Genomic DNA, 16503 nt, shown 5'->3' with positions numbered 1-16503 from the left:
TTATTGTATAATTTAGTTATTATGAAGAAGCTAACGCTTGCTGTTATTACCTTCCTCTGTTGTCTGCAGATACAGGCACAACAGAAGAAGATCTTTAATGAAACGCCGGAGCAGATGGAGAAACGGCTGTCGTGGTGGCTGAATGACCGTTTCGGTATGTTTATCCACTGGGGTCTGTATTCCCTGCCTGCCCGTCATGAGTGGATTAAAAATTATGAGCGTATTACCGACAGCGCTTATCAGAAATACTTCGATAATTTCAATCCCGACCTGTACAATCCGAAGGAGTGGGCCCGTATGGCCAAAGCAGCAGGGATGAAGTATGCGGTGATCACTACCAAACACCACGAGGGTTTCTGCCTGTTTGATTCCAAATTTACAGACTACAAAGCCACTAATACAGCTATCAAAAAAGATCTGATAAAGGAATGGGTGGATGCTTTTCGTGCAGAGGGCCTGAAGGTAGGCTTCTATTATTCGCTGATTGACTGGCACCATCCTGACTTTACAATCGACGGTGTACATCCGCAGCGTGTGAATGATGCCAAAGAGTACGAACGCCTCAATAAAGGCAGGGATATGGCCAAATACCGCACTTACCTGTATAATCAGGTAAAGGAGCTGATGACCAACTACGGTAAAATAGACATCCTGTGGACCGACTTTTCCTATCCCGGAGAACATGGGAAAGATCATAACGACTGGAATTCCATCGAGCTGATTAAGATGGTGCGTAAGCTGCAGCCGGGCATTATTATCAACGACAGGCTGGACCTGGGTGAGTATGAAGATGGAGGCGATTTTGTGACGCCGGAACAATACAAGGTGTCTGAATGGCCCACCCGCAACGGAAAACGGGTGCATTGGGAAACCTGTCAGACCTTCTCCGGTTCATGGGGATATTATCGGGATGAAACCTCCTGGAAAGATAACAAACAGCTGTTGGTGCTGCTGATTGAATCTGTGAGCAAAGGTGGTAACCTGCTGCTTAATGTAGGCCCTACTTCCAGAGGATTGTTTGATACCCGTGCACAAAACAGACTGGAAGGTATGGGAGAGTGGATGAAGGTAAACAGCCGTTCCATTTACGGTTGTACAGAAGCGCCGGCAGGCATTCAGCGGCCGGATAATACGCTGTTGACCTACAACCCGGACACCAAGCGGTTGTACGTGCATCTGCTGGATTATCCATTGCAGCACATTGAATTACCGGGATTAAAAGGCAAGGTAAAGTATGCGCAGTTGTTGCATGATGGTTCAGAGGTGAAGATGAAAGGTACAGATAAAGGTGCGCTGGTACTGGATTTGCCGGTTCGGAAGCCGGATGTGGAAATACCGGTGATTGAGCTGGTGATGGAGTAAACATTACAAATATCCTGGAGCGGAGCGCTGTGTATGGTTGTACACGGCGCTCCGCTTTTTTATGCAGATACCTGCCATGATTGTGTGAAGCGCTGACCATGTTTTAAATGATTAACATGTTGTCCTGGTGGGAATTATTTCTTTTTGTGAGAAAAGGTATTATTTTTAGTGCACCATTTCTTTATTGTTAAACATTCGGGATGAAGCGCTTTAGCCGGGTTTTCTTGTATGCCGGCAATATTTCTTCAGCTTCAGGATACCGGTTTCGCTGGTATAACCACCTTATGTAGCTCGATTCTGTAATGGGAATGCAATATTGGAAAAGCGATGATGCTTTTTGTGTGGATGGGTTTTAGCTGTTATAGTAATTGTATGGATGCATGTGTAAAATAAGTGGTTGGCTGAAGGGGTGGAAAGGAACAAACCATGACTACTTTTCGGGATTATGTGAATCAGTTCCGGAAAATCAAATTTGAAATAGTACAGGCGAAAGCGATAGAAAAATGCCGGAATTGGTTAAAAAATAATATATATGATTAAATATAATTTGTTAGAATTGCGGGAAGAAGCAACTTTCAAGCAGTTGATAACTAGTTGATTGTAATGCAGTTAATCCTTAAGTTGTTGATTTTAACCACGTTAGTTGTTAGTTTTTTGTCTAATATTGAACAAATTGTATATTAATATTTATTGAAAAACCATATACGTATCCGATTGACTACTGCTTGTAATTGTATCAAATTTGTTTGGGGTATGGAAACCGTGTGAACTTTCCATTATACAAAATAATCAGCCATACCAACTTCCAGACTTACGGTTTAAAATGGAAGATTTTCATACGAAATATACATAACCCAAAAAGAATAATATGAAAAAAGTGCGGCCTTTAAATGCTGGTCATTTAGGAGAAGGGAAGATTTATGAGGTTGCGGCATTACACAATGAATCAACGAACGTGTTACAACAATTAGCTAAAGATATCTGTAACCTGGTTTTTATGGATATAGAGATACCTGGATTGACCGCGATAGAAGCTGCGAGTATTGTAAAAGCTGCATATCCGGATATAAATGTGATTTTGCTGACTTTGAATGAGAAGGGGAAATCTTTGAAAGAGATGCCTGTTCAGGAAGAGGGGCTGGCGGTGGACCACATACCACCGGTATCCCTGTCAGAGTTTATTACGCAGGTCTATGAGACTGCGATGCAATCTAATCTGGTCGCAGTCAACAAAGTGTTGGCATTTTTCCGGAAAGAACGTGCAAGTTATCACGATCCTTATGGCTTATCACCCCGTGAAAAGGAAATCCTGCGGTGCCTGGTAAGCGGTGATACTTACAAACAGATCGCTGAACACTGCCACATCAGTGTAGGTACTGTACGTTCCCACATTATGAACATCTACCGCAAACTGGATGTGAACTCCCGATCGAATGCCATTGTGAAAGCGATGAAAGAAAATTTGGTGTAATTTCCCCGGATGCCTGTTAACGGAATGTAGTAAAGTCCTAATTGCCAACTGCCTGACCCGCGCCAGCCAATCAGCCAGCTTCTTCTGAAAAATCAAGACACCGATAGCCATGTAAAATGGCTGTCAGTCCGGTTTTTGCCCTACAGGCTCAAAAAACACCGATAAAAGACAAAATAATAGTGAAAGTTATGCAACCGTTTGCATAACTTTCACTATTCTATTTTAAACCTGCTGTACACACGTTATGAGAGAAACACCAGGCAGGGAAAATAGAACCCGGCAGGCCAGCAGAAACACCGATACGTTATGAAAGATCAACAAGATAAACAGGCCTGTTTTAAGGGAGAAAACAACGATTGAAAAAGCCGGTCATCAACCAACCGGCCAAACACAAGGTTACCAACAGGAGAGATACAATAGAAACGGCCCAACACCGGCCGCCGGAAGGGTTTACCTGGTCAACTTAAAATAACAACCTATTAAACAGGAATATGAAAAGAACAGGATTTTGGTGGATGTTATGGGGCATATTATTATGCAGTCAACTTTCCCGGGCGCAACAATCAGCACGGATTACCCAGACATGGGAATATCTTAAAGGAGACCTGGGCGGGATCTGGGAAGCCGTCAGGCCCGCTACGGAAGGCAGTCCGGAATCAGTGCCCCTGTGGCAAAAAGTAACCCTGCCACATTGTTTTAATGCCACTGATGCTGTCAGCCCCGAAGACAACTACTACGAAGGTCCCGGCTGGTACCGCACTTTGCTGGATATAAAAAATCCCTATACGCAGGGCCGTACCCTGCTGCATTTTGAAGGTGCCGGACAGAAAACTACCGTATACGTATACACGACAAAAGTAACTTCCCACACCGGCGGCTATGACGAATGGACCGCGGATATCACTGAAGCTGTCAATCGTTTCCTGCAATCACCCGAAGCCAAACGTTTCAAAGGAAAAATACCGGTATCTGTTCGTTGTGATAATACCCGTGACCTGGAAATGATCCCTTCCGATATGTCTGATTTTAACGTGTATGGCGGATTATACCGGTATGTTAATCTCGTATATGCGCCGGCGTTATCTTTCGAAACGCTGCAGTTACAGGCACAAACCGATCCTGCCGGCAACAGTGGCACTCTCACTGTCAGCGCCGCTTTCCGCAATCCCGGCAACCTCTCCAAAGGCACGCTGGAACTGCGTGTACTCGACCCGCAAAACAAAGTGGTCAAAGAGGTCCGCCAGGAAATCAGTATACAGCAAGGGATACAGCAATTGGCTGGCATCTCCCTGAAAAAACCGGTATTATGGTCACCTGACCAACCTCAGTTATATACTGTCCATGCAACACTAACGACTGCTGCCGGAACCGCCCAATGGACCGACCATACTGGCTTTCGTCATTTTGAATTTGTGACACATGGCCCCTTCCTCTTTAATGGTAAACGCCTGCTGCTGCAAGGTACCCATCGCCATGAAGACCACGCCGGCGTGGCTGCTGCCATGACAGAAGACATGATCCGGCAGGAAATGCTGCTCATCAAAAAAATGGGCGCCAACTTCATCCGCCTGGGACATTATCAACAGTCACGCACTGTACTGGAACTCTGTGACAGCCTGGGTATTCTCGTATGGGAAGAAATTCCCTGGTGCAGGGGAGGTCTCGGTGGTGAAGTATATAAAGAACAAGCCAGGAGAATGCTCACCAATATGATCAGCCAGCATCGCAACCATCCGGCCGTCATCCTCTGGGGACTGGGTAATGAAAACGACTGGCCCGGCGACTTTCCCGAGTTTGATAAACAGCAGATCCGTGCTTTTATGTCGGAACTAAATGCACTCGCTCATCAGCTGGACAGCACCCGGAAAACAACCATCCGCCGTTGTGATTTCTGTAAGGATATTGTAGATGTGTATTCCCCTTCTATCTGGGCGGGCTGGTACCGTGGCCGTTATACGGAATACAAACAGGAAAGCCTGAAGGAAATAGAAAAAGTACCACACTTCTTCCATGCAGAGTGGGGCGCCGACAGCCATCAGGGCCGCTTTGCAGAAGATCCTGAAAAGTTTGTCAGACAAGTAGCCACCGGCAAAGGTGCTGATGAACGCAGCGGCGACTTCGCCCTCAGCGGCGGCAACGCAAGAGCTTCCAAAGATGGCGACTGGTCAGAATCCTATGCTGTCAACCTCGTAGACTGGCACCTGAAGGAACAGGAGACTATGCCACAGCTGACCGGCACCGCTTACTGGGTATTCAAAGATTTCTCCACACCACTAAGACCGGAAAATCCGGTGCCCTATGTCAACCAGAAAGGTATTGTAGCAAGAGACCTTACACCCAAGGAAATATATTATGTGTTCCAGTCTTACTGGCTCAAAACCCCTATGGTCCATATTTACGGGCACAACTGGCCTATACGCTGGGGCAGGGAAGGAGAGGCTAAAGAGATACGTGTATACTCCAACTGTCAGGAAGCAGAACTGTTTGTGAACGGTAAAAGCGCCGGCGTGAAAAAGCGCAACAGCCAGGATTTTCCGGCAGCAGGACTGCGCTGGAATGTACCACTGCAGGCCGGCAGTAATCAGGTGAAAGTAGTGGCCCGCAACGCCAAACAAACCATCACCGATGAAGTAACCTGGCAATATCAAACCGATACCTGGTCCAAACCTGTAAAACTGATGGTGGAAGAAGATAAAACGTTTAGTGGCAACAACACCAGAAAGATCTGTGTAAAGGCAGTGGATGAAAAAGGCGTACTATGCCTGGATGCTGCCAACGAGATTACTTTTTCGCAGGCTGGTGATGGTGCGTTACAGATAGATCAGGGCACGGCCAGCGGTTCCCGCAAAGTGCAGCTGGCCAACGGTCAGGCCTGTATCTACCTTCAGACAGGCGGCAACAAGGGAACAGCTGTAGTAGCAGCCAGCGGCAAAGAATTACAGACAGGGCTAACGACTATTACTTTTTAAGAAGACTCAAACACAACGCGATAAATGAAAAAACTTTTTACCGGGATAGGGCTGCTGATTTTTTCATGGCAGGTCAACGCCGCCACACCGGCGGATTCCCTGCTGAAGCTCTGGTACAGACAGCCCGCCAAACAGTGGGTCGAAGCATTGCCTGTAGGTAACGGCCGTATAGGAGCCATGGTTTTTGGTGGTATACAACGGGAAGAGCTGCAGCTCAATGAAGGTTACCTCTGGTCCGGAACACCCCGTAACGGCGACAATCCGCAAGCCAAGGAAACACTGCCACTCATGCGGCAGCTGCTGGTCGAAGGCAAATACATGGAGGCAGATAAGCTGGCCAAAAAAATGATGGGCACCTATAGTGCCCGGTATGTTACACTGGGCAGCATGTTCATCGATAATGATGTGCCTCATGATGCGATGAATTACCACCGGGAGCTGGACCTCACCCGTGGCATCAGCAAAGTATCTTATACAGCAGCCGGTGTGGATTATACCCGCGAAGTTTTTTCCAGTTATCCTGCGCAGCTGTTGGTAATACGTTATACCGCCAGTAAACCGGGCATGCTGCGTTTTCATACCGCTTTCGCCAATCCGATGCCGCATACCAACAAAGTGGTGAGCAACCACTATCTGGTGATGAAAGGCCGTTGTCCCGAATATGTGGCCAGCCGCGCCTATGAGCCCCGGCAGATTGTTTACGGCGACAAGGGTATCAATTACGAAGTACATGTGGATGCCCGCACTACCGGTGGAAAAGTGACCACGGATACAGCTGGCATTACGGTGTCCGGCGCTACAGAAGCAGTGCTGCTGGTATCTGTAGGCACCAGCTACAAAAGCCCGGAAGACTGGGCAGGCGATCCTGCTGCCGCCGCCATAGCTCCTTTGAAAAAAGCACAGCTCCTCCCTTATAAAACATTATTACAGGCACATCTGGCAGACTATCAGCGTCTTTTCAACAGGGTAAACCTTAACCTGGGCACAGATGGTGGAGAACAGCTGCCTACCGATGAGCGTCTGCAAGTATACACGAAAAATGGTGGTAACCGCGATCCCCAGCTGACGACTTTATTGTATCAGTACGGCCGTTATCTCATGATCGCCGGTTCGCGTAAGGGTGGCCCGGCCATGACGCTGCAAGGCTTGTGGAACAAGGAAATGCAGCCACCATGGGGTTCCAACTATACCATCAATATCAACACCGAAATGAACTACTGGCCTTCCGAAACAGCTAACCTGTCGGAATGTGGTCAGCCACTGTTCGACTTCATTCATAAGATGGCTAAACGCGGGCGTGTAACCGCTACCGTTAACTACGGAGCGAAAGGATGGACAGCCCATCACAACACCGATATCTGGGCGATGACCAACCCCGCCGGCGGTTTCGACTTCGGGGATCCCAATGGTAACCCTAAATGGGCGATATGGCCCATGGGCGGGGCCTGGCTGAGCCGTCACCTGTGGGAGCATTATATGTTTACCGGTGATAAACAACAACTCACGCAAATGTATCCTGATCTGAAAGGGGCTGCGGAGTTTATGCTCGACTGGCTGGTCAAAGATGAGCAAGGTCGGTGGGTAACCAATCCTTCCACTTCTCCCGAAAATAATTTCCTCATCAAGGATAAGCGGGAAGGCTCTGTGAGCATTGCATCCACGATGGACCTGTCTATCATCCACGACCTGTTTACCAACACCATTCGTGCAGCGGCAGTGTTGGGAAAGGATGCAGACCTGGTGGCCCGTATAAAGGATAAGATGAAAGATATGTATCCATTCCAGGCAGGCCAGCATGGCCAGTTGCAGGAATGGTATAAAGACTGGGACGACCCGAATGACACACACCGCCACGTATCTCATGTGTATGGCCTGTTTCCGGGTAACTTTATCAACCCTCGCCGGGATGCGGTACTCGCGGCAGCGGCTAAACGTAGCCTGCTGCTGCGCGGCGATGGGGGCACCGGATGGTCCAAATCCTGGAAGATCAACTGGTGGGCACGTCTGGAAGATGGTAACCACGCTTACACGATGCTCAACAAACAGTTGTTCCTCGCTGGTGGTCAGGCTGTGAGCGTAGCCGACAACAGCGGTGGCTCCTATCCCAATCTCTTTGATGCACATCCGCCCTTCCAGATAGACGGCAACTTCGGCGTAACCTCCGGCATCACTGAGATGCTGCTGCAGAGCCACGATGGCGTAGTACAGCTGCTGCCCGCCCTGCCGGACGCATGGCCTTCCGGCAGCGTGAAAGGATTGAAAGCCCGTGGTGGTTTTGAAGTAGATATGGAATGGGAAAACGGACAACTCACTCATGCTGTAGTACGCTCCGCACTGGGCGGCAATCTGCGGGTGCGCACCAGCAGACCTATACAGATAAATGGTGCTACATCCGGAACCGCTACCGGCAATAACAACAACCCTTTTTATCCACTACCGATCCCTGTGAAAACAATCGTAAAAGATGCCGGTAAACTGGCCGAACTGTCTCTTGAAAAAGTGTATGAATACGATGTGCCTACAGTAGCAGGGAAAACCTATGATATAAAATGAGCCTTAAAAAAACATTACTCAGTATAGCCGTTAGCGTTATCATCTCAACAACTATGGCCCAGGTGAAGGGAGATGATGATGGTATCCTCGCCCAGCAGGCAGCTAACCGCGACAAAGCAGCCATCGACTCAGCCGTAAATGGCTGGTGGACAGCCTCTATGAAGGATCATGCCAGTCGTATTGCCTGGTGGCGGGAAGCTAAATTCGGATGTTTTATCCACTGGGGCGTATACTCCGTAGCCGGTGGAGAATGGAATGGTAAGAAGGTAGATGGATATGCCGAACACCTGATGCGAAAAGAAAAAATCAGTCGCCAGGAATATGCAGATAAACTGATCAGTCATTTTAACCCGGAAAAATTTGATGCAGATGCCTGGGTGAAAATGATCAGAGATGCAGGGATGCGTTATCTTATCATCACCGCCAAACATCACGACGGAGTTGCCATGTATCCCACTGCTATCGGTGATTACAGCATCAGCCGTTCTCCTTTCAAACAAGACCCGATGGCTGCCCTGTCTGCCGCCTGTAAGAAATATGGTATCCGCTTTGGCTTCTACTATTCCCATGCCTTCGACTGGGAACATCCGGATGCACCAGGCAACGATTGGGACTACAACAATCCCGGTGGCGATAAAAACCTGCATGGAGGCGCCACCTGGTATGACGTACATCCCGAACTGCTGCCCAAAGCGGTAAAATATGTCAATGAAAAATCCATCCCGCAAATACAGGAGCTATTGCGTAAATATCATCCTGATATACTCTGGTTTGATACACCGCATAAATTACCGTTGAGCGAAAACATCCGCATCCTGCAAGCGATACGGGCTGTGGATAAAAATGTGGTGGTCAACGGCCGCCTGGCCCGCAGCGGCAGCATTTCCTTCGGCGACTACAAAAATACTTCCGACAGGCCGGCAGAGTTTTATCCGGTTGATGGTGATTGGGAAGCGATTCCTACTACCAATGAGTCTTACGGTTATTCCCGTTTTGATAACAGTCATAAACCGGCTGCTTTCTTTATCCGGCTGATGTCCAAAGCTGCCGCCAGAGGAGGCAATCTGCTGATGAACATCGGCCCTGAAGGCGATGGCAGCATCGATCCGCGTGATACCGTTATCCTCCACAGCATCGGTACCTGGATGCAACAGAACGGTGAAAGTATTTATGGCACGACCGCTACTCCTTTGCCGGTGCAGCCCTGGGGCGAAACCACCCGTAAAGGCAATAAACTGTACCTGCATGTATTTCAATGGGGCAACCCGCTGTATGTAGGTGGTCTTGCCGGTAAAGTGGAAAAAGCTTATTTGCTGACTAGTAAACAGCCGTTGAAAGTACTCCGCGTAAATCCGAAAGATATCAGTATCAGCCTGCCGGCAACAGCGCCGGACAGTAGCTGCAGCGTGATTGTGCTGGAAATGAAAGATATGAAAGGCGATGCTGTGAGAGTGCTGGATACCCGCAATATTACCAACGTGCTGAGAGCCTTCGATGCTACACTCCACGGCAAAGGCTTCGGATACGGCGACGGTAAAAAGGCTGCCTACTTTGTACAAGGCTGGAAAAAAACGGATCAGTATATAAGCTGGAAAGTAAGGACTACCCGCGATGCAGTATTTAAAGTCGGCATCAAATACGCTACAGATCAGCCTCCGGGCAATACTTACGAAATACACATCGGTAAAAATGTTATCCGTGCTGAAGTAAATGCTGCGAAAAAACAGGAGATCATTACACAGGCATTGCAGGAAGTTAAGCTGCCCGCCGGAGAATACGAGATCACGGTGAAACCCACGCAGATCAGCGGATCGGAACTGATGAAATTATTTGAAATCACTATGCAACCAAATTCTTAATCGTTATGAAGAAAAAATCCCTGGTGCTCATGGGCTGTTTTCTGCTCAGCAATATGCTGGCGCGGGCAGGCGAAACAGACCGGTTTATTCAATCGCTGAAAGCAAGTCCTGCTACGGCTTTTCAGACCAACGGCGCGATGGCGCCTGCTACGGTGAAGGTAGTACGAAAATGGAACGGAGAACTTTGTGATGTTCGTGTAGTCAATACCGGTAGTACCCCTGTGAGGTTGAAAGAAGTGGTGCTGGGAGCAGTAGGTAAGGTACTGGCACCGGCTACGCCTTTTTATGCAGAAGGTTTTCAGATGCTCACCCAAACTGCCGGTACACTGGCACAGCCCCAAACGCTGGGTAACTACACCGATGCAGGGCATTATAAAATACCACAGCCGGAAGGATATCTGGCGGTATACAATCTGTTGCGCCTGTATCCGGCCAAAGATGCGCAGTTACTGCTGGGATACACTTCCAGCAACCGTTTTGTAGGTAAGTTTTATCTCTCTGCCGATACAATCAAAGCGGTGGTAGATCTGGAAAACCTGGAACTCGCCCCTGGCAGGGAGTTTAAGCTGGAAGAGCTGATGGTGCTAAGTGGAAAAGACGGCAACATCCTCCTTGATAGGTTTGCTGATCGTATTCATCATTTTCATCCGCGGCTGGAATTCAAGGCCCCGCCTACCGGATGGTGCTCCTGGTATTGTTTCGGTCCTAAAGTGACCGCACAGAATATTTACGATAACCTGGATTATATCAAAGCCAATATACCCAACCTCCGATACATCCAACTGGATGATGGTTACCAGCCACATATGGGTGACTGGCTGGCGGTAGGTAATTCCTTTGGTGGCAATGTGCAACAGGTATTGCATACTATCAGGGATAAAGGTTTTGAGCCGGCCATCTGGGTGGCACCTTTTATCTGCGACAGCAACTCCGTTATTTTCAAAGAACACCAGGACTGGCTGGTGAAAGACAAAACAGGTAAGCCGCTGCGCAGCGACCTCGTTACTTTTGGCGGTTGGCGCCTGAAACCCTGGTATGTGCTGGATGGTACTCATCCACAAGTACAGCAGCATTTTGAACAGTTGTTCCGGACCATGCGTAACGACTGGGGTGTCACCTATTTTAAGCTGGACGCCAATTTCTGGGGTGCTATCCATGGCGGTGTTTTTTATGATAAAAATGCTACCCGGGTAGAAGCTTACCGTCGTGGTATGGAAGCTATCATTAAAGGCACCCGCGACGCCTTTATTCTCGGTTGTAATCATCCGCTGTGGCCTTCTCTGGGGCTGGTGCATGGTTCCCGCAGCAGCATGGATATTAAACGCACCTGGTCTGTATTTGAACGTTCGGGCCGGGAAAACCTGTACCGCGCCTGGCAAAACGGCCGTCTGTGGTGGAACGACCCGGATTGTCTTGTGCTCACCGGCAACATGCCCGATAATGAATTTAATTTCCATGCAGCACTGATATACGCTACCGGTGGTATGCTGCTGAGTGGCGACGATCTTACCAAAATCACGCCCGAGCGCCTGAATATGCTGCGTAAGGCCGTGCCGCCTGCAGCCAGGGCTGCAGCATTTGCCAATACTGATTTTGAAGTGGGAGAAGTCAAAACTGCGGAAGGAAAACAAGTGGTGTTGCTCAACTGGCAAACATCTCCCAAAAAATTAACGGTAAAACTGGATAAACCCTGCGAAATACTGGACTACTGGACCGGTAAAAGCCTGGGTAAACACAGCGGCAGTTTCACCATGGAAGTGGCCGGCCACGATGGTAAGGTATTGACGTTTAAATAATAAAGCATTCATCAGCAAAGGCTCAAAGAGCGCTCCTATCGCACTTTGTGTCTTTGCTGTTTCTCACAATTGTATATTATGCGATACAGCTTCTTAATACTGCTTTTGCTGCCTTGTCTGCTGCAGGCCCAATCACCGTATCTGAGCCGGGTTTTGACGGATACCCGGCCAATTATACTGGAGCATGCCAAATGGGCTTTGCAACAATCCCCAAAGACGATTACTGCGTATAGGTGTGAGCGTAGTGCCGGCGGTAAACATGATTTTTATTCGGAAGGGGATTACTGGTGGCCGGACCCGGTGAGTACCGACAGTCCTTATATACAGCGGGATGGGCAAAGTAATCCGGCCAACTTTGTGGCACATCGGCAGGTGATGATCCGTTTCAGCCGGGTGATGGGCGCGCTGGCAGCAGGATATGTGGCCACCAAAGACAAAACCTATCTGCAGCGGGCATTGGTGCATGCCAGGGCATGGTTCATCAACAGCGCCACCCGGATGAATCCCAATCTGCTGTATGCACAGGCCATCAAAGGCAGGGCTACCGGAAGAGGCATCGGTATCATTGACACCATTCATTTTCTGGAGGTAGTGCAGGCATTGCGTATCATGGAAAAAGCAGGGATGATACCTCCGGCAGACCTGGCGGCCCTCAAAGGCTGGTTCGCCGATTATCTGCAATGGATGACCACCCACCCTTACGGAAAGGATGAAATGAATGCCAAAAATAATCACGGTACCTGCTGGGTGATGCAGGTGGCTGCTTTCGCGCAATTTACCGGCAACCAGGAATGGACAGACTTTTGTATCAACCGTTACAAAACGGTGCTGTTACCTTCTCAGATGGCCGAAGACGGCAGTTTTCCACAGGAGCTGCGGCGTACTAAACCTTACGGCTACTCGTTGTTTAATCTCGATGCAATGAGCACCATCTGTCAGCTGCTGAGTGATAAGGACCACGACCTATGGCGCTATACTGCTGATCAGCAGCGTAATATGGGCAAAGGCCTCACTTTTATGTATCCCTATGTAAAGGATAAAAGTACCTGGCCTAATGATAAAGATGTGATGTATTGGAGCGAATGGCCGGTGGCACATCCCTTTTTGCTCTTTGGGGCAAGCGCGTTCAATAATGAAGAATACTACCGGCTTTGGCTGTTGTTAAATCATGATCCTCAGGTAGAAGAAGTACTGCGTAATCTGCCCGTTCGTAACCCTGTGATTTATTTGTGATTAAGAATTTTTTTTAATATCTTTAAAGTCCTATGAAATAAAAACTTTAGAGGTATGAGTTGGATGAACGACTTGTATGTTATTTACCAGAAACTGGATGCCAACAGTTGTGAAGAGGTAAAAAATGATATACTTAAAGCTCAGATAGATGGCTGCACCAGGGGAGGGATCTACTTCCTGGTTTTACAGCAGCTTTTACATATTAAAAGGGAAAAGGCCCCTGTTTATGAACTGATTAAGGTTGAAGTGGAGAGTTTTATCCATTACAGTAGCAGACCATATCTGCTATCCGCCTAGTTCTTCTTTCAGTTTCTTCACTTTGAGATAGTTGGCTGCCTGGGGTGGTATTTTAAGTAACCAATCCAGACATTCCTGCTTGTGTCCTTCCTTGAGATAACTCAGCGCCAGATAAAAGGCTGCTTCGTAGCGCAGGTCACTGCTTTCCTGATATACCTGTAAGAGGTCTGTTCTGGCTGGTTGCATCTGGTTAAGATCTACTTTGCAAACACCCCGGTAGTATCGGGCGTAGAGGTTGCCGGGATGCTGTTGCAATACCTTGTCCAGCAGCATGATCGCATCGCTGAAGTGGCCGCGGTTGAATTTTTGGATGACTTCTGCCGGCACCCGCAGGCTGTCCGTGTCGGGCACCTGCATTTCCGTAGAGGCAAACTGTTTATAGAAATTTTTTCTCCAGGGACTGATGTACAGCATAATGGCCACGCCTGCTGCAAATATCGCGATGAAGATCACGGTGTTACGTATAGGCGTGGGAGTACTGTCTTTGGGAGAAAACCAGGCGTTGCGGTGAGAAAACAACAGATGTTGCAACTCATCGCGGGAAGTGTCTTTGCATATGCGCTGGGCCAGCAACTGCCGGAACATGTCAAAACGTTTGACCTGCAGCATGAGTGCAGGGTCTGATTTCAGGCGGGCATCGAAATCCTTTCTTTCAGTTGCCGGCATCAGGCCGGAGAGGTAGCGGTCACTGGCTTGCATGTCTTCATCAGACAGCATGCCCGGTTTCTTTTTTTCAAGATCCTTAAAAAGAGAGAGGTAGCAGTCGCATCTTCTGTCAGTCAGTTCTGCTACCGGAATCTTGGTTTCTACCGCGATATCTTCCTGTAAATGGTCAGCGAGCGACCATCGCAGCAGTTCTTTGCAACTGTCGCTGAGTTGCAGGTAATAGCTGTAGGCCAGCCGTCTTTTTTCGCCTTCACGCAGCACTTCTTCCATATCCAGCATATCGTCGCGGCTAAGGGCGGCATTTTCCTCTGCTTCCAGGCCGGCTATACGTTGTCCGTGTCTTTCCAGTTCCCTTTCCCAGATACGTTTGCAGAGCAGCTGCAGAAAAGGCTCAAAGGAACTTACCTGCAACGGATGACGCCGTGCATAAAAGTAGATGTCCATCAATGCTTCTTCGAAAATATGTGCTGCGTCTTTGACAGTGCCGCTCTTTTGCAGGATAAAACGTTTCTCTTTGGATGCGAATCGCTGGTAGATATCGTCTATTACGTTTGGGGTGTGGTGCAGCAAGCCCTCAATGTAGTCCTGGTCATGTAGTGTTTCAGGTGACATACCTTTCGTTTTTGCCTTTTCGTCTGTATTAAAAATATTAAACCTTCCTGAGGTAGCCTAATTATTTATTCTGTGCGCAGGCTTTCGTATATTGCCGGTTATACCGATTACCAGCCACAGGACAGTAACAGTAACCTATGCTTCAGCCTATACCAGCTATTGACGAGCTGATTATGCATTTTATCCAATCCCCGCAGGACCCTGCTTTACAGGCATCTGTTGCGGAATTGGTAGCCAACAGCCCAGAACATGCCCGCTATATTGAAAGCAGGCTGCAGGCATGGCTCATGAAAGATATTGAGCCGGCTGCACTGACTACCTTGACGGTCAAACAAGCTTCCAGACCATCTGTACTGCATGCCATCAGACCATGGATGTTGGGTGCCGTGGGCGTTGTCATGGCAGTAGTCCTCTTCTGCTGCTTCCGGAAAACACCCCGAAAACTGCGAGCCTATACCAACTCCGCCACTCATATCGACTCTGTACGGTTACCTGATGGCAGCCGAATCGTGTTAAACAAAAATGCAGCCATTTTGTACGATAAGAACCACCAGGATCACAACTATGCGGAAGTGATGAAAGGAGATGTTTTTTTCGATCTGCGGAAGCAAACACCCTGTACCGTGGTAACGCCGGGTGACTATACGCTGAATGCCGCTGCAGCCGCTTTTAATGTGCACGTGTCTGCTACCGGTGCCGTGGTGTTTGTATCACGGGGTAAGGTAACCTTATCAGGTAAAGCAGCAGATGATATGGTTCTCCCTGCCAATACACTGGTAACGCTTGAAGAGAAAAAAGCCACCAGAAAAAAACTGGCCAGCCAGGCACCACTGGCCTGGAAAACAGGCATGCTTCGCTTCCACAATATCGAAGCTTCGGAAATACTGGACGCTGTCAGTGTCTGTTACGCAATACAAATCTCCGTACCTCCTTCTGCAGAAAAACTGCTTCACAAAAAACTGACCATCGACCTCAGAAAAAAATCAGAGCGGGAAATGATCTCCCTGTTACAGAAAAGCCTGTCTGCACATCTCGCTAAAGACAGCACAGACAGGTATTACCTCACACTTAAGTAATCATAAAAAAGGCATAGGTAGTCTGCTGGCACCGGTAGGAGCAGGCCATAAGCTACAGTACAGTATATAAGTGGTAAATGGAGAGTGGGTAATTATAGTTTCAGGCCGGCGTGCAGGCGCAGCAGTACCTGTTTTAAAGTGGCAATATCTTCTTCCCCGATTGTTTCGATGTAAGTGACTTCAATTTCCCGGATAGATTCTGAAGCGTCCATCAGCAGCAATTTTCCTTTTTCAGTGAGGAAGATGAGGCTGGCGCGGTTGTCGGTTTCATGTTTACGTGTGGCGATATAACCGTCTGCTTCCAGGTTTTTGACCACTTTACTCATGGCTTGTTTGCTGATGCGGGCTTTTTTAGCCAGTTCATTGTTGATAGTGCCTGTATCGTCGATATTGATCAGTACTACCATATCGCTGGGGCGGAAGTTGTGGTAGCCCAGTACCAGCAGTTTTTCAGTTAATCGCTGGTCGAGGTCTTTTTTTACGAGGCTGAGCAAACGGCCCAGGCTGGAGGTTCTCCGCGCAAGGGAGGCCTCGTATCTTTCATCTGTGCTCATGATACTGTGTAGGTTTAGTATGTAGGTTTAGTAAGGTCGAAACAACGAAGGGCTG

Annotated in this window: 11 protein-coding genes; 9 read left to right on the top strand and 2 right to left on the bottom strand. The window is 48.4% G+C overall.

The features are described 5' to 3' along the window. The first annotated feature begins 21 nt into the window (after positions 1 to 21). The 8 genes from KD145_RS15675 to KD145_RS15640 all read left to right on the top strand — a co-directional run bounded on the left by KD145_RS15675 (position 22) and on the right by KD145_RS15640 (position 13540). Complete coding sequence (locus KD145_RS15675) at positions 22 to 1362, top strand: alpha-L-fucosidase (protein WP_211999791.1); 1341 nt, start codon at positions 22 to 24, stop codon at positions 1360 to 1362. 868 nt (positions 1363 to 2230) lie between these two features. Continuing rightward, positions 2231 to 2833 carry a response regulator transcription factor gene (locus tag KD145_RS15670; RefSeq protein WP_113617013.1) on the top strand — a complete coding sequence of 201 codons (603 nt, stop codon included), beginning with the start codon at positions 2231 to 2233 and terminating at the stop codon, positions 2831 to 2833. Between the two features lie 491 nt (positions 2834 to 3324). Continuing rightward, a complete protein-coding gene (locus KD145_RS15665; protein ID WP_211999789.1) occupies positions 3325 to 5802 on the top strand; it encodes a glycoside hydrolase family 2 TIM barrel-domain containing protein in 2478 nt (825 codons plus the stop codon). Between the two features lie 24 nt (positions 5803 to 5826). Next, positions 5827 to 8355, top strand: a complete 2529-nt coding sequence (locus tag KD145_RS15660) for a glycoside hydrolase N-terminal domain-containing protein (RefSeq protein ID WP_211999787.1) — start codon at positions 5827 to 5829, stop codon at positions 8353 to 8355. Further along, positions 8352 to 10214: an alpha-L-fucosidase gene (locus tag KD145_RS15655; protein ID WP_211999786.1), complete on the top strand. Its 1863-nt coding sequence runs from the start codon at positions 8352 to 8354 to the stop codon at positions 10212 to 10214. The genes KD145_RS15660 and KD145_RS15655 overlap by 4 nt, the downstream gene beginning before the upstream one ends. 5 nt (positions 10215 to 10219) lie before the next feature. Then, complete coding sequence (locus tag KD145_RS15650; RefSeq protein ID WP_211999784.1) at positions 10220 to 12010, top strand: glycoside hydrolase family 36 protein; 1791 nt, start codon at positions 10220 to 10222, stop codon at positions 12008 to 12010. A 78-nt stretch (positions 12011 to 12088) separates the two neighbouring features. Further along, positions 12089 to 13243, top strand: coding sequence for an alginate lyase family protein (locus KD145_RS15645; protein WP_211999782.1), 1155 nt, complete (start codon positions 12089 to 12091; stop codon positions 13241 to 13243). 54 nt (positions 13244 to 13297) lie between these two features. Continuing rightward, positions 13298 to 13540: a hypothetical protein gene (locus tag KD145_RS15640; protein WP_211999781.1), complete on the top strand. Its 243-nt coding sequence runs from the start codon at positions 13298 to 13300 to the stop codon at positions 13538 to 13540. Here the strand turns inward: KD145_RS15640 and KD145_RS15635 are convergent. Continuing rightward, a complete protein-coding gene (locus tag KD145_RS15635) occupies positions 13529 to 14818 on the bottom strand; it encodes a CDC27 family protein (protein WP_211999779.1) in 1290 nt (429 codons plus the stop codon). The two genes, KD145_RS15640 and KD145_RS15635, sit on opposite strands and share 12 nt — an antisense overlap. A gap of 137 nt (positions 14819 to 14955) precedes the next feature. Between KD145_RS15635 and KD145_RS15630 the strand changes: the two genes are divergently transcribed. Next, positions 14956 to 15894, top strand: coding sequence for a FecR family protein (locus tag KD145_RS15630; RefSeq protein WP_211999773.1), 939 nt, complete (start codon positions 14956 to 14958; stop codon positions 15892 to 15894). A gap of 92 nt (positions 15895 to 15986) precedes the next feature. Here KD145_RS15630 and KD145_RS15625 read toward each other — a convergent pair whose 3' ends face one another. Next, positions 15987 to 16448, bottom strand: coding sequence for a MarR family winged helix-turn-helix transcriptional regulator (locus KD145_RS15625; protein ID WP_211999771.1), 462 nt, complete (start codon positions 16446 to 16448; stop codon positions 15987 to 15989). Positions 16449 to 16503: the final 55 nt, after the last annotated feature.

This window comes from Chitinophaga sp. HK235 (assembly GCF_018255755.1).
Classification (GTDB): domain Bacteria; phylum Bacteroidota; class Bacteroidia; order Chitinophagales; family Chitinophagaceae; genus Chitinophaga.
The sequence above is the reverse complement of the archived record's forward strand: the minus strand, read 5'-3'. Positions and strand labels throughout refer to the sequence as shown.